Annotated in this window: 19 protein-coding genes; 16 read left to right on the top strand and 3 right to left on the bottom strand. The window is 64.8% G+C overall.

Annotated elements, in window-relative coordinates:
• Nucleotides 1–299: 299 nt before the first annotated feature.
• A complete protein-coding gene (locus tag JQ566_RS21885; RefSeq protein ID WP_212375393.1) occupies nt 300–593 on the top strand; it encodes a hypothetical protein in 294 nt (97 codons plus the stop codon).
• Between the two features lie 74 nt (nt 594–667).
• Here the strand turns inward: JQ566_RS21885 and purU are convergent, their stop codons facing one another.
• A complete protein-coding gene (gene purU / locus JQ566_RS21880; RefSeq protein ID WP_212375392.1) occupies nt 668–1531 on the bottom strand; it encodes a formyltetrahydrofolate deformylase in 864 nt (287 codons plus the stop codon).
• Between the two features lie 142 nt (nt 1532–1673).
• On the opposite strand from purU, the gene JQ566_RS21875 reads away from it, so the two are divergent.
• Together JQ566_RS21875 and JQ566_RS21870 are read left to right on the top strand one after the other, a co-directional pair.
• A complete protein-coding gene (locus tag JQ566_RS21875; protein ID WP_212375390.1) occupies nt 1674–2516 on the top strand; it encodes a uroporphyrinogen-III synthase in 843 nt (280 codons plus the stop codon).
• A gap of 124 nt (nt 2517–2640) precedes the next feature.
• A complete protein-coding gene (locus JQ566_RS21870) occupies nt 2641–3903 on the top strand; it encodes an MFS transporter (RefSeq protein WP_212375388.1) in 1263 nt (420 codons plus the stop codon).
• 98 nt (nt 3904–4001) lie between these two features.
• On the opposite strand, the gene JQ566_RS21865 is transcribed toward JQ566_RS21870, so the two are convergent.
• Nucleotides 4002–4676, bottom strand: coding sequence for a Crp/Fnr family transcriptional regulator (locus JQ566_RS21865; RefSeq protein ID WP_212375386.1), 675 nt, complete (start codon nt 4674–4676; stop codon nt 4002–4004).
• Between the two features lie 336 nt (nt 4677–5012).
• Here JQ566_RS21865 and JQ566_RS21860 point away from each other — a divergent pair, with 336 nt between their 5' ends.
• From JQ566_RS21860 to JQ566_RS21835, 6 genes are all read left to right on the top strand, one after another.
• A complete protein-coding gene (locus tag JQ566_RS21860) occupies nt 5013–5834 on the top strand; it encodes an ABC transporter ATP-binding protein (RefSeq protein ID WP_212375384.1) in 822 nt (273 codons plus the stop codon).
• Nucleotides 5831–7762, top strand: a complete 1932-nt coding sequence (locus JQ566_RS21855; RefSeq protein ID WP_212375382.1) for a long-chain fatty acid--CoA ligase — start codon at nt 5831–5833, stop codon at nt 7760–7762. Before JQ566_RS21860 ends, JQ566_RS21855 begins: the two co-directional genes overlap by 4 nt.
• A 220-nt stretch (nt 7763–7982) precedes the next feature.
• Nucleotides 7983–8876, top strand: a complete 894-nt coding sequence (locus JQ566_RS21850; protein ID WP_018643253.1) for a branched-chain amino acid ABC transporter permease — start codon at nt 7983–7985, stop codon at nt 8874–8876.
• A gap of 3 nt (nt 8877–8879) precedes the next feature.
• Nucleotides 8880–9953, top strand: a complete 1074-nt coding sequence (locus tag JQ566_RS21845; RefSeq protein ID WP_212375380.1) for a branched-chain amino acid ABC transporter permease — start codon at nt 8880–8882, stop codon at nt 9951–9953.
• A gap of 43 nt (nt 9954–9996) precedes the next feature.
• Nucleotides 9997–11277, top strand: a complete 1281-nt coding sequence (locus JQ566_RS21840) for an ABC transporter substrate-binding protein (protein ID WP_212375378.1) — start codon at nt 9997–9999, stop codon at nt 11275–11277.
• Between the two features lie 161 nt (nt 11278–11438).
• A complete protein-coding gene (locus JQ566_RS21835) occupies nt 11439–12278 on the top strand; it encodes an ABC transporter ATP-binding protein (RefSeq protein ID WP_212375376.1) in 840 nt (279 codons plus the stop codon).
• Between the two features lie 12 nt (nt 12279–12290).
• Here JQ566_RS21835 and JQ566_RS21830 read toward each other — a convergent pair whose 3' ends face one another.
• Nucleotides 12291–13442 carry an AGE family epimerase/isomerase gene (locus tag JQ566_RS21830; RefSeq protein WP_212375374.1) on the bottom strand — a complete coding sequence of 384 codons (1152 nt, stop codon included), beginning with the start codon at nt 13440–13442 and terminating at the stop codon, nt 12291–12293.
• Nucleotides 13443–13528: 86 nt separating this feature from the next.
• Between JQ566_RS21830 and JQ566_RS21825 the strand changes: the two genes are divergently transcribed.
• From JQ566_RS21825 to JQ566_RS21795, 7 genes are all read left to right on the top strand, one after another.
• Nucleotides 13529–14752: a phenylacetate--CoA ligase family protein gene (locus JQ566_RS21825; RefSeq protein WP_212375372.1), complete on the top strand. Its 1224-nt coding sequence runs from the start codon at nt 13529–13531 to the stop codon at nt 14750–14752.
• 396 nt (nt 14753–15148) lie between these two features.
• Nucleotides 15149–16525 (top strand): GHMP family kinase ATP-binding protein, encoded by a 1377-nt coding sequence (locus JQ566_RS21820; protein WP_124163467.1) that lies wholly within the window; start codon nt 15149–15151, stop codon nt 16523–16525.
• Nucleotides 16526–16547: 22 nt separating this feature from the next.
• Nucleotides 16548–18467, top strand: coding sequence for an N-acetylneuraminate synthase family protein (locus tag JQ566_RS21815; protein WP_249139684.1), 1920 nt, complete (start codon nt 16548–16550; stop codon nt 18465–18467).
• Nucleotides 18467–19156 carry an acylneuraminate cytidylyltransferase family protein gene (locus JQ566_RS21810; RefSeq protein WP_212375368.1) on the top strand — a complete coding sequence of 230 codons (690 nt, stop codon included), beginning with the start codon at nt 18467–18469 and terminating at the stop codon, nt 19154–19156. Before JQ566_RS21815 ends, JQ566_RS21810 begins: the two co-directional genes overlap by 1 nt.
• Nucleotides 19149–19913 (top strand): SDR family oxidoreductase, encoded by a 765-nt coding sequence (locus tag JQ566_RS21805; RefSeq protein ID WP_212375366.1) that lies wholly within the window; start codon nt 19149–19151, stop codon nt 19911–19913. Before JQ566_RS21810 ends, JQ566_RS21805 begins: the two co-directional genes overlap by 8 nt.
• Entirely contained in the window at nt 19910–20758 is an 849-nt protein-coding gene (locus JQ566_RS21800) for a sugar phosphate isomerase/epimerase family protein (RefSeq protein ID WP_349643346.1), read from the top strand. Before JQ566_RS21805 ends, JQ566_RS21800 begins: the two co-directional genes overlap by 4 nt.
• Nucleotides 20755–21516, top strand: a complete 762-nt coding sequence (locus JQ566_RS21795; RefSeq protein WP_212375364.1) for an SDR family NAD(P)-dependent oxidoreductase — start codon at nt 20755–20757, stop codon at nt 21514–21516. The genes JQ566_RS21800 and JQ566_RS21795 overlap by 4 nt, the downstream gene beginning before the upstream one ends.
• Nucleotides 21517–21519: the final 3 nt, after the last annotated feature.

Raw genomic sequence — 21519 nt, 5'->3', positions numbered from 1 at the left:
AGAAGGCCGCACGACCGCCGTGGATGGAGGATTCCGCCTCTCATTTGCAGAATCTCGACATCTCAAACGCTTCGCGCGAGGCCACTCGGTGATTCATATCGAACGAGAAATACGCGATGTATACCGTACCAACTAGAGCCAGCCCTTCAAGGGCCAAATTGGCTTATTATAATACCTTCCATGTATACAGCATTGCCCACCCTCGAATAGGCCAATTTTAGATATTGAGAGCTATGGTTCGCCGCCGACGCCTATCCGGCGCCACTCCATCCGGGCCCCGATCGGGCACGACTTAGAAGATGTCCATGCGCTCCCGTTCTCTTTCGATCGCTGCCGCAGTCGCCCTGCTCGCTCCCAACCTTGCAGGCTGCGGGACGGTCAACGAAAAACTCTCCGCCGGCATGGGCGACTATGTCCCGCAATGGGCCGGCGGCCTGCCCGCCGATGCTCCGCCGCGACCCGGCACACCGCAATACGATGCCTACATGAAAGAACGCGAACGCAAGCGACTGCTGCCGGCGGCCGATCGCGAGAAGGAAGAGCAGGCCCAGAAGGGCGCGACGGGGACGACGTCGGCTGGCGCGGTGCGTTGAGGAAGCGAATGGCGAATAGGGAATAGCGAATAGGCGCCCTCCCGGGCCACTCGCCATTCGCCACTCACTATTCGCTAGTCCACAAACACCACGGTCTTGCGGCCATTGAGGATGACACGGTCGTCGAGATGGTAGCGGATGGCTCGTGCCAGCACGCGGCGCTCGATGTCGCGGCCCTTGCGGACCAGATCTTCCGGCGTGTCGCGATGGCTGATGCGCTCGACGTCCTGGTCGATGATCGGGCCCTCGTCGAGGTCGCGCGTGACGTAATGCGCGGTGGCGCCGATCAGCTTGACCCCGCGCTCATGGGCCTGGTGATAGGGTTTTGCGCCCTTGAAGCCCGGCAGGAACGAGTGGTGGATGTTGATGCAGCGCCCCGACAGCTTCGCCGAGAGATCGTCGGACAGGATCTGCATGTAGCGGGCGAGCACGACCAGATCGGTCTTCGTCTCGCCGACGAGGTCCATGATCTGCGCCTCCTGCTCGCGCTTGGTCTCCTTGGTGACAGGCAGGTGGTGGAACGGGATGCCGCCGAAATCGAGCCCGGCATAGACCTCGCGCGGGTGGTTGGAGACGATCGCAGTCGGAATCATCGGCAATTCGCCGATGCGCCAGCGATAGAGGATGTCGACCAGGCAGTGGTCGGATTTCGACACCAGCAGCATCACCTTGCGATGCGCAGCCCGGTCGCGCATCTGCCACTCCATGCCGAAACGCTCGGCGATCGCCGCAAAGCCGGTCTGGAGCGCCGACAGTTCCACGGCAAGATCGGCCGCTGTGAACACCACCCGCATGAAGAACTTCTCGGTCTCGACGTCGTCGAACTGCTGGGCGTCGAGGATGTTCTGTCCGTTATGAGCAAGAAACGTCGACACCGCCGAGACGATGCCGGGGCGATCCGGGCAGGACAGGGTCAGAACATATTGATGGTCGGGCAAGGCTTGGCTCTTGATGAAGGTTTGTGCAGCGGAACGATCCAGCGATTTGCGCCCTGCTCTAGCACCGACCCCGCCCTTGCGCCAATCCCAACCGCGGAGTCAGGATGAACAGACAATTGCGAATTCTCACCGGAGCATCCCCATGGCCGACCGCTTGAACGGCTACCGCATCCTGATCCTGGAAACGCGTGAGGAGGCGCAGTTCTCCAAGCTTCTGGCCGAGCAAGGCGCCGAGGTCGTGCAATGCCCGATGTTCACCATTCATGATGCGCCGGACCCGGCTCCAGTCGAGGCCTGGATTCGCCGTGCCATCGACAAGCCCTTCGACGATCTCGTGCTGATGACGGGCGAAGGCCTGCGTCGCATCATGAAGCTCGCCCGCACCCGCGGGCTCGACGCCGCCCTTGTCGCGGCGCTCGCCAAAGCGCGCAAATTCACCCGCGGCCCGAAGCCGGGCAAGGCGCTGCGCGAGATCGGTCTCGAGGCGCAGCAGACCACGGAGAAGCCGACCACCGAAGGCGTGATCGAGATGCTGGCCAAGCTCGACCTGAAGGGACGACGCCTCGGTCTCCAGCTCTATCCAGACAAGGATCACGGCGCGCTGACCGGCGCGCTGGCCGCGCAAGGCGCCGCCGTCGATACCGTGCTGCCCTATGTCTACGATTCCAAGGCAGCGGATGCGAACATCATCGCTGCCATCGACGACATGGCCTCGGGGCGGATCGATTCCGTCGCGCTCACCAATCTCGGCCAGGTCCGCCGCCTGATCGAGGCCGCGAAAGCACATGGCAGCGAAGCGAAACTGCGTGCAGGCCTCGAACGGACGTTGATCGCCTCGGTGGGGCCGGCGGTCTCCGGTGAGCTCGCCGCGCACGGTCTGCGCACGGACGTCTCGCCGGCGGAGGACGCGTATTTCATGCGTCCGCTGATCTCGGCGATGGCCGAGGCGCTGGCGGAGCGGAAGCCGAGAGCCGCGGCGAGGTAAGAGCCGAGCGCGGGGGCGACCTGCGGCGGCTGCGATTGACACAAGCATCGCCAGCGCTAGGTTGCGCGACCGCAAGAAGAAACGACAAGGGCAAGGGAATCGCCGTGACACGCGTCATCGCGTCGTGAGCGCCACCATACGACCTTCGGCGCTCGCGCCATTCCGCATCCGCAACTATCGCTTCCAATGGCCGTCCGACCTGCTCACCTCCTGGGCCTTCGAGGTCGAGACGCTGGTGCTCGGCTGGTACATCATTGTCGAGACCGGCTCGGTGCTGCTGCTCACCGTGCTCGCTTCACTCCAGTTCGTCGGAACACTGGTCGCGCCCGTGTTCGGCATGATCGGCGACCGCATGGGTCATCGCGATCTCCTGGTTGCGATGCGCCTTGCCTATACGGTGCTCTCGTCGACCATCATGGTCCTGGCGCTGACGGGCCACCTGTCGCCGCCGAGCGTCATGGTCATCGTCGCGATCATGGGCCTGATTCGTCCATCCGATCTCGGCGTCCGGGGTGCGCTGCTTGCCGAGATCATGCCGCCCAAGCAATTGGTGGGGGCCATCAGCGTTGCGCGCACGACCCAGGACAGCGCCCGCATCGCCGGAGCATTGACGGGCGCCGGGCTGTTCGCCGTGCTTGGAATTGGCCTCGTGTATGTGGCGATCGCCGGTCTCTACCTCGTGGCTGCGCTTCTGATGCTTTGTCTGACACGGCCGAAAAGGTCCATCACCACGAGCGATCTCCCGGCGAACAGCCACGCCGTTTCGAGATTGCTGGGCGATCTGAAGGAAGGCATCGTCTATGCCTGGAATGGCCCGGGAATGCGCGCGGCGCTGTGCGTCGCCTTCCTGGCCAATCTCACCGCATTTCCCTTCACGGGCGGATTGTTGCCCTACATCGCGCGGGAGATCTTTCATACCGACCAGACCGGCCTCGGTTATCTCTCGGCGAGCTTCGCCGTCGGCTCGCTTATCGGCTCCATTACGCTCAGCCTCGTCGCTGGCATACGCATTGCCCGGCTCCTGATCGGCGCGACGCTGGCCTGGTACGCCATGCTGCTGGTGTTCGTCGAGGTCAGGACCTTGCCGGTGGCGATGGCCTGCCTCGTTCTCGCCGGCATCGCCCAGAGCATGTCGATGATCTCGGCTGCCGTCATCCTGATGCGCACCGCGAGCGCGCATCTGCGAGGCCGCGTCATGGGGGTGCGCATGATGGTGATCTATGGCTTGCCTATCGGACTTCTCGCGGCCGGCAGCCTGATCGACATCATCGGCTATTCGGCGACGGGTTCGCTCTATGCCGTCGCCGGGTTCCTCGCGATGATGGCGATCGCAGTGCGCTGGCGCGCCGACCTCTGGCCGGTGCACGCGCCCGCCAACGCGCGCTAGAACTCCGTTCCGAAGAATCGGAACGGAGCTCTAGATTCTCGTTTTGACGCGTTTTCTTGACGCGAACCGGTGTCCACTTCGCTCGAAAACGCTCTAGTCTAATCCCCGTAGCCGCGCAGCCGCTCGACATTGAGGATGGTGACGCCGCCATATTCCAGCCGCAGCAGCCCCTCTTTCTCCAGCCGGTTCAGCGCCCGGTTGGCGTTCTGGCGGGACATGCCGGACAGCGCACCGATCTCCTCCTGGGTGATCTCCAGATGCGCGGTCGATTCCGGATAGAGGATCGGGTTGAACAGCGAGGCGATGCTGCGGGCGAGGCGCGCGGTGGCATCGAGCGTCCGGTTGACCTCGAGCATGCCGATGAACTGGCCGAGCCGTTCATTGAGCTGGCGCACCAGAAAGCGGTTGAAGCCGACGCTGTTCTCGAACAGCCACATGAAGGCGCTGCGTTCCATCAGCGCGACGCGGCTGTCGCGCAGCGCGACCACGTCATAACGGCGCGGCTCGTTCTTGAGCACGCTGCCCTCACCGAACCAGGCCCCTGCCGTCAGTCCGGCAAGGCTGGTCTCCTTGCCGTCGCGCGAAACCCCGCCCATACGGGCAAGGCCGCTCACCATGCCGGCCCAATAGGCAAAAATATCGCCGCGCATGAACACGGTCTCGCCGGTGCCGTAGGACCGCTCCGTGATTCCGGCACGCGCCACCTCGATCTCCACTTGTGTGAGCTCGCGCGACCAGGCGGCGACGCGCTTCAGATGATCTTCTGAAATCATGATCTCGCGGCCAGCCGCACCGTTTCGTCACTCCGCCTTCTGCTGCATTGCAACATGATGGTTTCGACCGCCATTCGACCAAAGATGAAAGCCACCGCCGCCCGAAAACTTTGTCGCAGAATTGTCAGCCGGAAGACATTTCAAAATAGCGCTTTCCCCTATTGAGGACCACCTCGGGCGATGCGGCTTTTGATCCCAAACGGGAGCGAGAGCGGTGCGGCTCCGGTCGAGACCATCTGCTGCATGGCCTCACCGCCGCCGCCGTACTAGGATCGCCCGACAGGAACGGACGAAGAGCGCCGCTAAAGAGCGCCATGACCGGGAGGGATTCGTTTGGTGGCTACCAGTCTCGAAGTGCGCGGCGTGTCCTTGCGATTCGGCGGCGTCCGTGCGCTGACCGATGTCAGCTTCGCCATCAGGGAGGGCGAGCTGTTCTCGATCATTGGCCCCAACGGCGCCGGCAAGACCTCGATCGTGAACTGTATTTCCGGTCGCTACAAGCCGACCGAAGGCCAGCTGTTCTATCAGGACCGCGACATCACCGCCCTGACACCGAACGCCCGCGCCTCGCTGGGCATCGGCCGCACCTTCCAGAACCTGGCACTGTTCCACCACATGAGCGTGCTCGACAACATCATGGTCGGCCGCCATCACCTCTTGAAGAACAATTTCCTCACGGGCTCCCTGTACTGGCTCACCGGCGCGCGCAAGGAGGAGCTCGAGCACCGTCGCAAGGTCGAGGAGATCATCGACTTCCTCGACCTGCAGTCGGTGCGCAAGGCGACCGCCGGCACTCTCTCTTACGGCCTGCGCAAGCGCGTGGAGCTCGCCCGCGCCATGGCACTGGAGCCGCGCCTCATTCTCCTCGACGAGCCGATGGCCGGCATGAACTTCGAGGAGAAGGAGGACATGGCCCGCTACATCGTCGACCTCAACGAGGAGTTCGGGATGACGGTGGTGATGATCGAGCACGACATGGGTGTGGTGATGGACATCTCCCATCGCGTCATGGTGCTGGATTTCGGCAAGAAGATCGCCGAGGGCGATCCGGCAACGGTGCTCGCCGATCCCCACGTCAAGCGTGCCTATCTCGGCGAAGAAGACGAGGTGCTGGTCGATCCCGACGATGCTTCTCCGGCGCAGGAGAGCGCGGCATGATGGATTATGCAGGCCGCGTCGCGCAGGCCGACACCTATCCGAAGATGCTCCGGCTCAATGCCAGGGAGCACGGCAACGAGATCGCGCTGCGCGAGAAGGATCTCGGGCTCTGGCGCATCTTCACCTGGAACGACTACCAGACACGGGTGCGCGATTTCGCGCTCGGCCTGGTCGAACTCGGTCTTGGTCGCGGTGATGTCATCGGCATCATCGGCGACAACCGGCCGGACTGGGTCGCGGCGGAGGTCGCAACCCACGCGATCGGCGGACTGAGCCTCGGGCTCTATCGCGACGTGCTGGACGAGGAGGCCTCCTATCTCCTCAACTATGGCGAGGCCCAGCTGGTCTTCGCCGAGGACGAGGAGCAGGTCGACAAGCTGCTCACCCTTGCCGAGCGCGTGCCGAAGCTGAAGCACATCATCTATTCCGATCCGCGCGGCATGCGGAAATATGACGATCCCAGGCTGATGTCGGCGGAGAAGTTCGCCGAGCTCGGCCGCGCCCGCGCAGCGCGCGAGCCGGAGCTTTATGACAGGCTCGTCGATGCGACCAAGGGCGAGGACGTTGCGATCCTCTGCACGACGTCGGGCACCACCTCGCATCCGAAGCTCGCGATGCTCGCCGCCGGCCGCGTGCTCGGCCATTGCGCCACCTATCTCGCCTTCGATCCGAAGGGGCCCGACGACGAATACGTCTCGGTGCTGCCGCTGCCGTGGATCATGGAGCAGGTCTACGTGCTCGGCAAAGGCCTCTTGTGCCGGATGAAGATCAACTTCGTCGAAGAGCCCGACACGATGATGAACGATCTGCGCGAGATCGCACCGACCTTCGTGCTGTTCGCGCCCCGCGTCTGGGAATCGATCGCCGCCGACGTCCGCGCCAAGGTGATGGATGCGACGCCCTTCAAGCAGCGCCTGTTCGATGTCGGCATGAAGAGCGGCCTTGCCGCGCTCGAGCAGGGCAAGCGCTCCGGCTTTGCCGATGCGATCCTGTTCCGCGCGCTGCGCGACCGCCTCGGCTTCACCCGCCTGCGCTCGGCCGCCACCGGCGGCGCGGCGCTGGGGCCTGATACCTTCAAGTTCTTCCAGGCCATGGGCGTGCCGCTGCGCACGCTTTACGGCCAGACCGAGCTTTTGGGCGCCTACACGCTGCATCCCGAGGGCAAGGTCGATCCTGACACCACCGGCGTGCCGATGGCCGACAGCGTCGAGATCCGCATCGACAATGCCGACGTCCACGGCGTCGGCGAGATCGTGGTGCGGCACCCGAACATGTTCCTGGGGTACTACAAGAACCCCGAGGCCAGCGTCGCCGACATCCGGGACGGCTGGATGCTGTCGGGCGACGCCGGCTATTTCAACGCGAACCAGCAGCTCGTCGTCATCGATCGCATCAAGGATCTCGCCGAGACATCGCGCGGCGAACGCTTCTCGCCGCAATTCATCGAGAACAAGCTGAAATTCTCGCCCTATATCGCGGAAGCCGTGGTGCTTGGCGCCGGCCGCGACGCGCTCGCCGCAATGATCTGCATCCGCTATTCCATCATCTCGAAATGGGCGGAGAAGAACCGCCTCTCCTTCACGACCTACAGCGATCTCGCCTCACGGCCTGAAGTCTACGCACTGCTGCAGAAGGAGGTCGAGACCGTCAACGCCACGCTGCCGCCGGCCCAGCGCATCGCGCGCTTCCTGTTGCTCTACAAGGAGCTCGATGCGGACGACGGCGAGCTCACCCGCACGAGAAAGGTGCGCCGCGGCGTCATCAACGAGAAGTACGAAGGCATCATCGACGCGATCTACCGCGGCGATGCCGACATCCCCGTCGACACCGTGATCCGCTTCCAGGACGGCACCACGCAGAGGGTACGCACGACGCTGCGCGTGGTGGATCTGGGCGGACAAGGGCACATGGCGGAGGCTGCGGAGTGAACCTGCGTCCAGCCAAGCGCGCGCTGCCCGTCGATGCGCCCTCTCCCCTTGTGGGAGAGGACATCTCCGCAGCTCGCCCCACCCTCACCCGGGTGAGGGGTCCTCTCTCTGCACCTTCCCTGCCGAGACAACCCCTCACCCGGCTTCGCTTCGCGAAGCCACCCTCTCCCACAAGGGGAGAGGGGAAGAGCGCGCCGGATTTATCAGCGAGCATCACTGCATGAACACCGCCTTCCTCATCCAGCTCCTGGTCAACGGCCTCGTGGTCGGTACGCTCTATGGCGTGGTCGCGATGTCGTTCGTGCTGATCTACAAGGCGACGCAGGTCGTCAATTTCGCTCAAGGGGAATTGCTGCTGGTCGGCGCCTGGGTGTGCTGGGCGCTGCTGGCGAAATACCAGGTCCCGTTCTGGATCGGCATGCCGATCACCCTGGTGTTCATGTTCGTGTTCGGCATCGCGGTCCAGGTCCTGATCCTGCGGCCGATGATCGGCGAGCCGATCATCTCGGTGATCATGGTGACGATCGGCCTCTCGACCGTGCTCCAGGCCACCCTGAAATGGATGTTCGGCGTCAACCCGCAGCCGTTCCCGCGCGTGTTCGAGAGCCAGTCGGTCAGCCTGTTCGGCCTCCAGATCCAGACCGTCTATGTGATGAGCCTCGTCGTCTCGGTCGCGATGATGATCGGCATGGCCTGGTTCTTCCGCGCTTCGAAGTACGGTCTTGCGATGCGTGCCACCGCGTTCAACCAGCAGGTCGCGCAGTCGCTCGGCATTTCCGTCAAGAGCGTGTTCGCGATGGCCTGGGCGATCTCGGCGACGGTGTCGGCCGTCGCCGGCGTCGTCGTCGCGGTCGTCAACGGCGTCTCCTCGGGCCTTGCCGCCTACGGCATCAAGGTGTTTCCAGCGGCGATCCTCGGCGGGCTTGATTCCGTCGGCGGCGCCGTGCTCGGCGGCATCATCATCGGGCTGCTCGAGAACGTCGCCCAATATGTCGACAGCGAGTATCTGCACTGGGGCAATCTCTACGAGATCGCGCCGTTCTACGTCCTCATCATCGTGCTGATGATCAAGCCCTACGGCCTGTTCGGCACCCACGACATCGAGCGGATCTGACCCATGGCCGGCCCTGCCCTCATCCCCGCTGGTGATTTCCGCACCTCCTACGCGGCCGACACCACGATCTTCCCGACCACCACCAGCCGCAACTTCGCGATTGCGGGCGTGCTGCTCCTCTGCCTGGCGCCGCAATTCTTCAGCGGCTACTGGCTCAGCATCCTGATCCAGATCGGCATCTTCTCGATCGCGGCACTCGGCCTCAACATCCTGGTCGGCTTCACCGGCCAGATCTCGATCGGACACGCCGCCTTCTTCCTGCTCGGCGCCTTCACCTCGGCCTATATCTCGAATAACGCGCCGATCCCGGTGTTCTTCGCGATCCCGCTCGCGGGCGTCGTCACCGCGCTGGTCGGGCTGATCTTCGGTATCCCGGCAGCGCGGCTGAAGGGCCTCTACCTCGTCATCGCGACGCTGGCCGCGCAATACATCCTGCTCGACTTCTTCTCGCGCGCCGAATGGTTCTCCGGCGGCTCGGTGCCGGCGAGCGCCGAGCCGTTCTCGATCTTCGGCTACACGCTACGCGGCGACAAGCAGTATTTCTACGTCGTGCTGGCTTATGTGCTCTTGAGCTACATCCTCGTCACCAACCTGATGCGCACGCGCGACGGCCGCGCGCTGGTGGCGATCCGCGACCATTATCTCTCCGCCGAGATCATGGGCATCAACCTCACCAAGTACCGCACATTGTCGTTCGGCCTTGCCGCCTTCTTCGCCGGCATTGCAGGCGCGCTCTATGCGCACTACCAACTCGTCGTGTCGCAGGAAGGCTTCGGCATCGAGCGCTCGATCCTGTTCCTCGCCATGATCATCATCGGCGGCACCGGCTCGATCATGGGCACGCTGATGGGCACCGCCTTCGTCGTGCTGCTGCCGGAGTCGATGGAATGGATCAGCCTGCATTTGAAGGGCGGCGCGATCGACAAGGCGCTGTCGCTCAACACCAACATCACCTTCCTGCGCGAGATCTCGATCGGGCTCATCATCATCGCGTTTCTGATGTTCGAGCCGGACGGGCTCGCGCATCGCTGGCGACAGATCAAGGCCTACTGGAAACTCTACCCGTTCTCGCATTGAGCGCGGGCGACTTCACTTTAACGATAACAGGAGGAACCAACCCATGAAGACAAAATCCCTTTTGAGCACCGCTTCCCTCGCGTTTGCGATCGCAGGCTTTGCGGCCAGCGCGCAGGCGCAGATCGCGGTTGGCCATCTCGCCGACTATTCCGGTGCGACCTCGGACGTCGGCACGCCTTATGGCCAAGCCGTGGCCGACACGTTTGCCTGGATCAACAAGAACGGCGGTATCGGCGGCAAGCAGGTCAATCTCGACAGCAACGACTACGGCTACCAGGTGCCGCGCGCGATCGCGCTCTACAAGAAATGGTCTGGTGGCGAGAAGGTTGCCGCGATCATGGGCTGGGGCACCGCGGACACCGAAGCGCTGACCGGCTTCGTCGCACAGGACAAGATTCCCTACGTCTCCGCCTCCTACGCGGCGGCGCTGACCGATCCGGAAGGCGTGAGCGGAAAGGCCAAGCCCGCCCCCTACAACTTCTTCTACGGCCCCAGCTACTCGGATGCGATGCGCGCATTGGTGACCTGGGCCGCCGAGGATTGGAAGGCCAAGGGCAAGAGCGGCAAGCCCAAATTCGTCCATATGGGCGGCAATCATCCCTATCCGAATGCGCCGAAGGCGGCCGGCGAGGCGATCGCCAACGAGCTCGGCTTCGAAGTGCTGCCGCCGATCGTGTTCGCGCTGACGCCCGGCGACTACTCCGCGCAGTGCCTCAGCCTGAAGAGCTCCGGCGCCAACTACGCCTATCTCGGCAACACCGCTGCCTCCAACATCTCAGTGCTGAAGGCCTGCAAGGCCGCCGGCGTGGACGTGCAGTTCCTCGGCAATGTCTGGGGCATGGACGAGAATGCCGCCAAGACAGCGGCCGACGCGGCCGACGGAGTCGTGTTCCCCCTGCGCACGGCGGTGACCTGGGGCGGCAACGCGCCGGGCATGAAGACGGTGATGGAAATCTCGAAGATGTCGGATGCGAGCGGCAAGGCCTATCGCCCGGTGCACTACATCGCCGGCGTCTGTAGCGCGCTCTACACCAGGGAAGCGCTCGACTGGGCCGCCAAGAACGGCGGCGCCACCGGCGAGAACGTCGCCAAGGGCTTCTACCAGAAGAAGGACTGGGTGCCGGCCGGCATGGACGGCGTCTGCAATCCCTCAACCTGGACCGGCAAGGACCATCGCGGCACGCTCAAGGTCGATCTCTATCGCACCAAGGTGTCGGGCGCGACCGACGGCGACCTCAACGACCTCATGGCCAAGGGCACGATCAAGCTCGAGAAGGTCAAGACGGTCGAGCTGCCGCGCAAGCCGGAATGGCTGGGGTGGTGAGCCACGCCGTTTCCCCCAACACAACTGTCATCCCCCGCCTCGTGCGCATTGCGCACTGGAGCGGGGGATCCAGTACGCCGCGGCTTCTCCGTGAATCTCAGGCGTCTCTGGAATACTGGGTCGCCCGGTCAAGCCGGGCGACGACAGCGGAGTAACAAAGCATGATAGAGACCGCTGAATCCGTTCGTCCCTCTCCCAGCATCGTCCCCGCACCGCCCCTCCTCGGCGTGCGCAACATCGAGGTCGTCTATGACGACGTCATCCTGGTGCTGCGCGGCCTCAGCCTCGACGTGCCCAAGGGCGCGATCGTGGCACTGCTGGGGGCCAACGGCGCCGGCAAGTCGACGACGCTGAAGGCGATCTCCGGGTTGCTCAAGACCGAGGACGGCGAGGTGACGCGCGGCGAGATCCTGTTCGAGGGCGAGCGCATCAACGGCATCGATCCCGACAAGATCGTCCGCCGCGGCATCTTCCAGGTGATGGAGGGCCGGCGCATCGTCGCCGACATGACGTCGCTGGAGAACCTCAAGCTCGGCGCCTTCACCCGTAGGGACCGCGAGGTCGATGCCGATCTCGACATGGTCTTCAACTATTTCCCGCGCCTGAAGGAGCGCACCGGCCTTGCCGGCTATCTCTCCGGCGGCGAGCAGCAGATGCTCGCGATCGGCCGCGCGCTGATGGCGCGCCCGAAGATGATCCTGATGGACGAGCCGTCGATGGGCCTGTCGCCACTGCTGGTGAAGGAGGTGTTCTCCATCATCCAGAAGATCAACCGTGATCTCGGCGTCACTATCTTGCTGGTCGAGCAGAATGCGCGCGCCGCGCTGTCGGTGGCGAGCCACGGCTATATCATGGAACAGGGCAAGGTCGTGCTCGACGGCACCGCGGACGAATTGCGCGACAACGAGGACGTCAAGGAATTCTACCTCGGCGGCGCCGGCGACCAGCGCAAGAGCTTCAAAAATCTCAAGAGCTTCAAGCGGCGCAAGCGCTGGCTGTGATCCACAAAGAACCTAGCCCAGCACCTGCTCCGCTTCCGTGACCGCGCAGAGAACATGATAGAACGACGAGGCAGGAATGGTGTCGATCAGCGATTTGCCGTCGCGATCGAACTGGTCGTACCAGCCGCCCTTCACGGGATGGCTGAGATAATGCCGTTCGAGCCGCACCAGTGCCGCGCGCGCCTCATCCGCCGCACCCGCCTCGCCGGACTCGGCTTGCGCGATCCACGCCTTCGCGATCTCGGTCTGCGGCCACAGCCGGCGCGTGCTGCGGCGGATGTTGCCGACGTCGTCCCCTTCGTCGATCAGGCAGCCCGTCGCCTCGTCGCGGTAGCGCAGCGCGGTCGCCAGCAGCTCGGCGCGCCGCTGCCCTGTCGGACAACCCGTGATGCGCTCAAATCCCTTCAGCAGCCAGACCCATTCCGCCTGGTGGCCCGGCTCGACACTGACCGGCTCGATCTTCGACCAGTCCTCCTCGAAATACTCGGTCAGGATGCCCTTCTGCTTGTCGTAGAGATTGGCCAGGAACAGTGCGAAGAATTCTCCGGCACGGTTCTGGAACGACAGATCGTGGGTCGCCTCGAAGCACGCGATCATCGCCTCGAACAGATGCATGTGCGGATTCTGCCGGCGCGGCAGCGAAACCGGAAGGCCTTCGTGAACGCCGCCATGCGGCGAGCGCAGATGGCCGTCGAGGAAGGCGAGCAGCGCGTCGATCTCGGCGCGGACCTGCGCATCCTGGTCGAGCGCATAGACGCTGGCGAGAGCAAACAGGATGAAGGCATGATCATAGGCATCGCGCCGGGCATCCAGCACCGATCCGTCCGGCGTCAGCCGGTGCACGTAGCCGGGCCGGCCGTCGGGCGCCTTCGCTCTGGCCAGCAGATGCTCCAGCCCCTTCAGCGCGATGGCACGCCCCTCGGGATACCAACCCATCTGTGCGGCCTTGGCATAGCACCAGATCTGGCGGGCCTGCACAAACACGCGCCGGGGCGCGGCCGCATCCGCCGCGCCATCGCGGTGCAGCCTGTCGATGAAGCCGCCTGCGGCGTGATCCCAGCCGACCGTCGACCACAGCGGCAGCGCCTCGTCGATCATGCGGCGCTTCAGGCGCGCGACGACGCTCGACGCCTCGTCCGCCGCAATGATTCCTTCGTCCGCCATCGGGTCCCCTTCAAGCCTAGCCAATGGCGGTCTGATAGCCATGACGGTGGCGGCGCGCAACGGATGCCAACACGGAAAGTACAGCCATGACCGCCCATTTCGACGCCCGCGAGACGCGTGAGCAGGCCGCGCGCGAGGCCGACCTGTTCGCCCGCCTCCCGGAGGTGCTGCGAGCCGCCATGGCCGCCCCTGCCTATGCCGAGCGGCTCAAAGGGGTTGATCCCGCCGCCGTGACCTCCAGGGCGGCTCTGGCGGGCCTGCCGGTGTTGCGCAAATCGGAACTGCCCGCCCTGCACAAGGCCTCGGCGCCCTTCGGAGGGTTCGTGGCGGGGGCGCCTGGCTCGTTCGCCCGCCTCTTCACCTCCCCCGGCCCGATCTTCGAGCCGGAAGGGCGGCAGGCTGATCCCTGGCGCGGCGCAAGGGCGCTTTTCGCAGCCGGGTTCCGTCCCGACGACATCGTCCTCAATACCTTCAGCTACCATCTCACCCCCGGAGGTTTCATCTTCGATGCGTCGGCGCGCGCGCTCGGCTGCGCGGTGATCCCGGCCGGCCCCGGCAATACAGAACAGCAATTCGAGCTGATCGAGGCCTACCGGCCAGTCGGCTATAGCGGCACGCCGGACTTCCTGAAGATCCTGCTCGATGCCGCGGCAAGCGCCGGCCGTGACATCTCCTCGATCAAGCGCGGGCTGGTTTCGGGCGCCGCGTTCCCGCCCTCGCTCCAGGCCGAGATCAAGGCCCGCGGCATCGACGCCTACCAGGCCTTCGGCACCGCCGATCTCGGCCTCATCGCGTTCGAGACCGAGGCGCGCGAAGGCATGGTCGTGAACGAGGACCTGATCCTGGAGATCGTCAAGCCCGGCACCGGGGATCCGGTAGCGCCGGGCGACGTCGGCGAGATCGTCGTGACTTCGCTCGACCCGCACCATCCCTGGATCCGGCTCGCGCTCGGCGACCTCACCGCAGCCTTGCCCGGCACGAGTCCATGCGGGCGCACCAATATGCGCATCAAGGGTTGGATGGGCCGCGCCGACCAGACCACCAAGATCAAGGGCATGTTCGTCCGGCCCGAGCAGGTCGCCGAGATCGGCAAGCGCCATTCTGCGCTCGGAAGACTACGCCTCGTCGTGACGCGCCAAGGCGAAACCGACGCAATGACGTTGAAGGCGGAAACGACAGCCGCGAGCGAAGCGCTACGCGAAGAGATCGCCGGCACTCTGCGCGCCGTGACGAAACTCGGCGGCACGGTCGAGCTGGTCGGCCCCGGCGCGCTGCCGAACGACGGCAAGGTGATCGCGGACGAGCGGTAACTTCAACCGACTTCGGCAGCGAGGTCGCTTTCGCGAATGCATAGATCAGGCGACTGTACAGCGGGTTGCTGTCCGCATGGACGCCTTGATGCGTGAAGCGCATTCCTCCGGCTGCGATCACCTCGCCGTCGCGCAGCAGCACCGCGCACGTCGTGATGCCCGTATTTGATCCCCGAGCTGATTCCAATCGACCATTTCGTGTGGACCCGTTGCGGAAGCTTCTATAAAGGCCGCGGCCAATGTAAAGCGGCCACCGTGCGATCGAAGCGCTTGACAAGTGCCGTTTTCGCGCAATGCCCCGGGGGCGCAGGAACCTTGCATCGTCCCCGCGGCTCCCGTATTACCAACCGCTGCTACAATATGGCCTGGAATTGGCCCCTTCTGGACCCCAAAAACGTGCTTGAACGAACCCTCGTCACCATCGCCGAGACCGAGACCATTGAGGAAGCCTTCCGGCGCCTGAATGCGAACATGCTCGGCATCCTGTTCGCGCAGGACGCGAGCGGACGAATCGTCGGCGCCGTGACGGACGGTGACATCCGCAGGCGCATGCTGACCGGCATCACGATCCAGGACCGGGTTGCGTCCTGCATCAATCGCAACTTCGTCTGGGCGCCGACCGGCGGACCGCGCGAGCAGATCCTGAAGCTGCTCGACCAGCGCGTGCACGTGGTGCCGATCCTCGACGGCGAGGGACGGCTGGTCGACGTGTTCAGCCGCGAGCTGTTCAACCTGTCCGAAGAGAGCGAGGTGTTCGCGCGAGCCCGCTCGCCGGTGCGGATCAGCTTCTCCGGCGGAGGCACCGATCTGACCCACTACTTCGTGGCGAATGACGGAGGCGCGGTCATCAGCGCCACGATCAAGATGTACGCTCACGCGACGCTGCGGCGCCGGAGCGATCCCAGCATCCGGATCTACTCGCACGACTTCCGCCGCACGGTCGAGGCCGACAATCTCGCAGAGCTCGGAACAGGCGGAGATCTCGCGCTGATCAAGTCGGTCGTGCGCCTGATCAAGCCGACTTACGGCTTCGAGCTCGAGGTGTCCGCCGACTTCCCGGTCGGTTCCGGCCTCGGCGGCTCCGCGGTGGTCTCGTCCGCGATCATCGGTTGCTTCAACGAATTCCGCGGGGATCAGTGGGACCGCCACGAGATCGCGGAAATGGCCTTCCAGGCCGAGCGGCTGATGCTCAACATTCCCGGGGGCTGGCAGGATCAGTACGCCACCGTGTTCGGCGGCTTCAATCACATGGAGTTCTTCTCCGACCAGAACACCATCGTGCCGCTTCGCCTCGATCCCAACATCATCGCCGAGCTCGAGGAGAGCCTCGTGCTCTGCTACGCCGGCTCCGGCCGCGATTCCGGTGCCATTCACCGCGACCAGAAGGCTCAGCACGAGACCAGCGACGCCGTCGCCGCGGCTGCCAAGCAGAAGGAAGTGACGCGCGACATAAGGCGGCATCTGCTGCGCGGCCAGCTCCTGGAATGCGGCCGGCTGATCGACGAGGCCTGGCACGCCAAACGGAAGCTGAGCTCGAAGATCTCGTCGGAGGCGATCGACGCGATCTATGATTTCGCCAAGCAGCACGGTGCGGTCGGCGGCAAGCTCCTGGGCGCCGGCGGCGGCGGTTACTTCCTGTTCTTCGTACGTCCTTTCGAGCGCTACCAGCTCATCGCGGCGCTGGAACAGCAGGGGCATCGCTGCTCGCGCATCATGTTCGAAGAGAACGGGCTGCGAACGTGGAAGTCGCGCGTTCCCGCCCGACTCGCCTGACGCATATGAGACGAGAATGTTGATGACATCGCCCAAACAGCCTGCTCCGGTCCGCATCGGCAACCGCCTCCTGGGCGACGGCGAACCCTGCTACGTCATCGCCGAAATCGGCAACAACCATAATGGCGACTTCGACCGCGCCATTGCGCTGGTCGATGCCGCGGTCGCGGCCGGAGCAGATTGCGCCAAATTCCAGATGCGCAAGCTCGACGAGGTCTATCGCGCCTCGAGCCTGTCCGGGAAGGACGACGACCTCGCTGTCGAATATACGCTCGATCTTCTGCGCCGCTTCGAGCTGCCGACGGCGCAGCAGAAGAAGATCGCAGAGTACTGCACAGCCAAGGGTATCGAGTACCTCTGCACGCCCTGGGACGCGAAGAGCGTCGCCGTGCTCGAAGGCTTCGGCGTGCAGGCCTACAAGGTCGCCTCGGCCGACCTCACCAACCTGCCGCTGCTCGCTCGCCTCGCCGCCACCGGCAAGACGCTGATCGTCTCGACCGGCATGAGCACGACGGACGAGATCAAGGCCGCGGCGAAATTCCTCGACGACCGCAATGCCAGCTACGTGCTCCTGCACTGCCAGAGCACCTATCCGGCAGCGCTCCACAACATCCATTTGCGTTTCATGGAGACGCTGCGCGAGATCCATCCGGTCGTCGGCTATTCCGGGCATGAGCGCGGCATCGCCGTCTCGACGGCCGCTGTCGCGCTCGGCGCGGTGATCATCGAACGCCACATCACCCTCGACCGCGAGATGGAAGGTCCGGACCATGCCGCCAGCCTCGAGCCCGAGGAATTCAAGGCACTCGTCTCCGGCATTCGTGAGGTCGAGGCGGCGCGCGGCGAGAAGCTCGCGGAACGCGCGCTGAGCCAGGGTGAGCTGATCAACCGCGAAAACCTCGCCAAGAGCCTGGTGGCCGCGCGCGACCTGCCGGCCGGTACATTGATCTCCGAGACCGACATCGCCGTGAAGAGCCCCGGACAAGGCCTGTCCCCGCTGAAGATGCCGGCGCTGCTCGGCCGCAAGCTGACGCGGACGATGGCGGCCGACGACTATTTCTTCCAGAGCGACCTCGACGAAGGCGCCGCGAAGGCACGGCGCTACCGTTTCGACCGGCCCTGGGGTGTGCCGGTGCGTTATCACGATACCGCGCGCTTCCTGGAGATCTGCGAGCCCGACATCATCGAATTCCATCTCAGCTACAGCGACATGGAGCGCGATCCGGCGGCCTATCTGTCCGGCACCTATGATCTCGGCTTCGTCGTACATGCCCCGGAACTGTTTGCCGGCTCCAAGCTGATGGACCTCGCAACCCCCGACGAGGCCTTGAGGCGCTATTCGCTGGAGCAGACGCAGGCGGTGATCGACATCACCCGCGGCCTGAAGAAGTTCTTCCCGAAGACCAAGCGCCCGCCCATCGTCGCCAATATCGGCGGCTTCACCATGGACGCACCGCTGCCGCCGGAGGAGAAAGCCGAGCGCTATCGCATCTTTGCGCAGAGCTTGACCGAGCTCGACATGGACGGCGTCGAGCTGACGCCGCAGACCATGGCGCCGTTCCCGTGGCATTTCGGCGGCCAGCGTCACCAGAACATCTTCATCTTCCCGGAAGAGTCGGCCGCGTTCTGCGCCAAGCATGGCTTGCGGATGTGCGTCGATATCTCCCACACCAAGCTCGCGGCCAATCATTTCGGCTTCGACTTCGCGCAAGGCCTCGCCCAGCTCGGGCCGCACACCGCCCATCTGCATTTCGGCGACGCCAAGGGCCTCGACGGCGAAGGTCTCCAGATCGGCGAAGGCGAGATCGATTTCGACGAGATCGGACAGGTGCTGCGCAAGCATGCGCCGACGGCGTCGTTCATTCCCGAAATATGGCAGGGCCACAAGAACATGGGCGAAGGCTTCTGGACCGCACTCGAGCGCCTCGAGGGGCACATCTGATGGCGCGCAAGACGCTGGCCGTGATCGCCGCGCGCGGCGGCTCCAAGGGCATCCCGCACAAGAACCTGCTCGATCTCTGCGGCAAGCCCCTGATCGCCTGGACGGTCGAGCAGGCACGCGCCGCACGCGGCGTCGACGTGGTGGCGGTCTCGTCGGACAGCGACAATATCCTCGCCGCGGCCGAGGCCGCCGGAGCCGTCGGCGTGCGGCGTCCGGACGACATTTCGGGCGACCTTGCCTCCTCCGAATCCGCCTGGCTGCATGCCCTTGATGCGACCGAGGCGCGCATGGGACGATTCGAGCGCATCGTCGCGCTTCAGGCAACATCGCCGATCCGCGAGCCCGGCGACATCGAGAACGCGCTTGCGACCTTCGATCGCGACCATCTCGACAGCCTGCTCTCGGTCTGCGAGGTCGAGGATTACTTCAACTGGCGGATCGGCGCGAGCGGCCCGGAGCCGATCAACTACGACTATCGCAACCGCCGCATGCGGCAGCAGATCGAGAAGCGCTACCTCGAGAACGGCTCGTTCTACGTCCTGATCCCATCCCTCCTGCGCGAGCAGAACAATCGTCTCGGCGGCAAGATCGGCTTCCACGTGATGGAACGTCACAAGATGTTCCAGATCGACCGTCCCGAGGACGTCAAGCTCTGCGCCGCCATCATGCGCAGTTACGGCTATGCCTGATCTCAGCGCCTTCTCTCTCGCAGGCAAGATCGCGGTCGTCACCGGCGCCTCGCGCGGTATTGGCGCCGCGATTGCGAGCGGCCTACAGGAAGCGGGAGCCACGGTGTTCGGCCTGAGCCGGTCTGGGACCGCTCCGCAGGGCGTCATGGCGATTGCCTGCGATCTCTCCGACGACGGCGCGATCGAAAGCGCGTTCCGCACCATCGCGGCAAGAGGCGATCGTATCGACGCACTCGTGAATGCCGCCGGCATCAGTCTTCCCGCTCAAAGCAGCGAAAGCGAGCTCGCACGCTTCCGCGCCACGGTCGCAACCGACCTCACCGGCGTCTACGCCACTATCCTCGCCGCCTATCCACTCCTGAAGAATGCGGGCTCGGCGGCGATCGTCAACGTCACCAGCATCAATTCTGTCCGCGGCTTTCCCGGCAATCCCGGCTACGTGGCGGCGAAGGCGGGTCTTGCCGGGCTGACGCGCGCACTCGCCGCCGACTACGCACCCGACGGCATCCGCGTCAACGCGCTTGCGCCGGGTTACGTCGCGACCGAGATGACCGCGAAGAGTTATGCCGATCCCGTCATGCACGAGGCGAGACGTCGCCACACCCTGCTCGGCCGCTGGGGACAGCCCGCCGACATGGTGGGCGCCGCCGTTTTTCTGGTGTCGGAAGCCTCCGCCTATGTGACCGGCCAGGAAATCTTCGTCGATGGCGGCTGGACCGCCAAGGGCCTCGCCATCAGCTCGGATAGCACATCGTGACCGCAACGCTAGAACGCATCGGTTTCATGCAGGGACGCCTGTCGGCACTGGTCGACGGCAAGATCCAGGCGTTCCCGTGGGATGAATGGCGCGAGGAATTTCCCCGCGCCAAGGCGCTCGGCCTGACGCGGATGGAATGGACCATCGATCAGGAACGGCTGCGCGAGAACCCGCTGACGACCGAGCCGGGACAACAGGAGATTCTGACGCTGGCGCGCGAGAACGGCGTGCGCATCCCGAGCCTGACCGGCGACTGCTTCATGCAGGCTCCGTTCTGGAAGGTCGATGCCGTCGTGCGCGATGCTCTCGTCAACGATCTCGATCTCCTGATTGCCGCCTGCAGCCGGATCGGCATCGGGTTCATCGTGATCCCCCTGGTCGACAACGGCAAGATCGAGCGCGAGAGCGAGAGCGACACGCTCAAGCGGGTGCTGATCGCCCGCCGCGAACAGCTTGTCAGACACAACGTCAAGATAGTCTTCGAATCCGATCTGCCGCCGCGCGATCTCGCCCGCTTCATGGAGGCGTTTCCGGCAGACGTCTTCGGCATCAACTACGACAGCGGCAACAGCGCCTCGCTCGGCTATGACAGCGCCGAAGAGATTGAGGCCTATGCGCCCCGCATTCTCAATGTGCATGTGAAAGACCGCGTCCGCGGCGGCACCACCGTGCCGCTCGGCACCGGCAACGCTGATCTCGCCAAGACGATCCGGCTGATCGAGCGCTCCGGCTACAGGGGACAGTACATCCTGCAAACCGCACGCGCCGCCGATGGCGACCATGCCGGCGCGCTCGCCCGGTATCGTGACATGACGGCCGGCTGGATCGAGGACGCGGCGCGATGAGGCTCGAGCTGGAAGGCCGCGTCGCTCTCGTCACCGGCGCCAGCCGCGGCATCGGCCTTGCCATTGCCGCTGCACTTGCCGCGGAGGGAGCGAAGGTCGCGCTGGCTGCACGCGGCTCGGATGGGCTGAACGCGGCGCGCGCGACCGTCGGCGGACAGAACTCGATCCATATCGCCGACGTCACCGATCCGGCCGCCGCCGCGGCACTGATCCACGACATCGAGCAGCAGTGGGGGCACCTCGACATTCTCATCTGCAACGTCGGCAGCGGCGCCTCCGTACCGCCCGGGCAGGAAACCGCGGCGGAATGGTCGCGGGTGATGGACCTCAACCTCTTCGCCACGACCAACATGATCGAGGCGAGCCGGCCGCTGATGGCGCGCGGCAGCGGCGACCGGTCCATCGTCTGCATCTCCTCGATTGCGGGCATGGCGGCGCTTGGGGCTCCCGTGACCTACTATGCCGCGAAGGCGGCGCTGAACGCGACCGTGCGCGGGCTGGCACGGCCGCTGGCGCTCGAGGGCATCCGCATCAATGCGGTCGCGCCTGGCAACATCCTCGCCGCCGACGGCACCTGGGCGCGCAAGCTCGCCGAGAACAAGGCCGCGGTCGAAGACATGCTTGCGCGGGAGGTGGCGCTGCGCCGGCTGGGCAAGCCGGAAGAGGTCGCCGACCTCGTCGCATTCCTCGCCTCGCCGCGCGCGGCATTCATCACCGGCAGCGTCATCGTCGCCGACGGCGGCCAATTGCGCAGCTGAACA

Origin of the sequence: Bradyrhizobium sp. SZCCT0231 (genome assembly GCF_018130245.1) — a bacterium.
GTDB lineage: Bacteria > Pseudomonadota > Alphaproteobacteria > Rhizobiales > Xanthobacteraceae > Bradyrhizobium > Bradyrhizobium japonicum_F.
Note: the sequence above shows the minus strand (reverse complement) of the source record. Positions and strands in the feature narration are given on the sequence as shown.

Bases quoted from the DNA above. Each gene is read 5' to 3' on its own strand.
- JQ566_RS21810 (WP_212375368.1), top strand. From the start codon at position 18,467: ATGGCGCGCAAGACGCTGGCCGTGATCGCCGCGCGCGGCGGCTCCAAG.
- JQ566_RS21865 (WP_212375386.1), bottom strand. From the start codon at position 4,676: ATGATTTCAGAAGATCATCTGAAGCGCGTCGCCGCCTGGTCGCGCGAG.
- JQ566_RS21815 (WP_249139684.1), top strand. From the start codon at position 16,548: ATGACATCGCCCAAACAGCCTGCTCCGGTCCGCATCGGCAACCGCCTC.
- JQ566_RS21875 (WP_212375390.1), top strand. From the start codon at position 1,674: ATGGCCGACCGCTTGAACGGCTACCGCATCCTGATCCTGGAAACGCGT.
- JQ566_RS21825 (WP_212375372.1), top strand. From the start codon at position 13,529: ATGACCGCCCATTTCGACGCCCGCGAGACGCGTGAGCAGGCCGCGCGC.
- JQ566_RS21850 (WP_018643253.1), top strand. From the start codon at position 7,983: ATGAACACCGCCTTCCTCATCCAGCTCCTGGTCAACGGCCTCGTGGTC.
- JQ566_RS21855 (WP_212375382.1), top strand. From the start codon at position 5,831: ATGATGGATTATGCAGGCCGCGTCGCGCAGGCCGACACCTATCCGAAG.
- JQ566_RS21840 (WP_212375378.1), top strand. From the start codon at position 9,997: ATGAAGACAAAATCCCTTTTGAGCACCGCTTCCCTCGCGTTTGCGATC.
- JQ566_RS21845 (WP_212375380.1), top strand. From the start codon at position 8,880: ATGGCCGGCCCTGCCCTCATCCCCGCTGGTGATTTCCGCACCTCCTAC.
- JQ566_RS21835 (WP_212375376.1), top strand. From the start codon at position 11,439: ATGATAGAGACCGCTGAATCCGTTCGTCCCTCTCCCAGCATCGTCCCC.
- JQ566_RS21885 (WP_212375393.1), top strand. From the start codon at position 300: ATGTCCATGCGCTCCCGTTCTCTTTCGATCGCTGCCGCAGTCGCCCTG.
- JQ566_RS21805 (WP_212375366.1), top strand. From the start codon at position 19,149: ATGCCTGATCTCAGCGCCTTCTCTCTCGCAGGCAAGATCGCGGTCGTC.
- JQ566_RS21830 (WP_212375374.1), bottom strand. From the start codon at position 13,442: ATGGCGGACGAAGGAATCATTGCGGCGGACGAGGCGTCGAGCGTCGTC.
- JQ566_RS21795 (WP_212375364.1), top strand. From the start codon at position 20,755: ATGAGGCTCGAGCTGGAAGGCCGCGTCGCTCTCGTCACCGGCGCCAGC.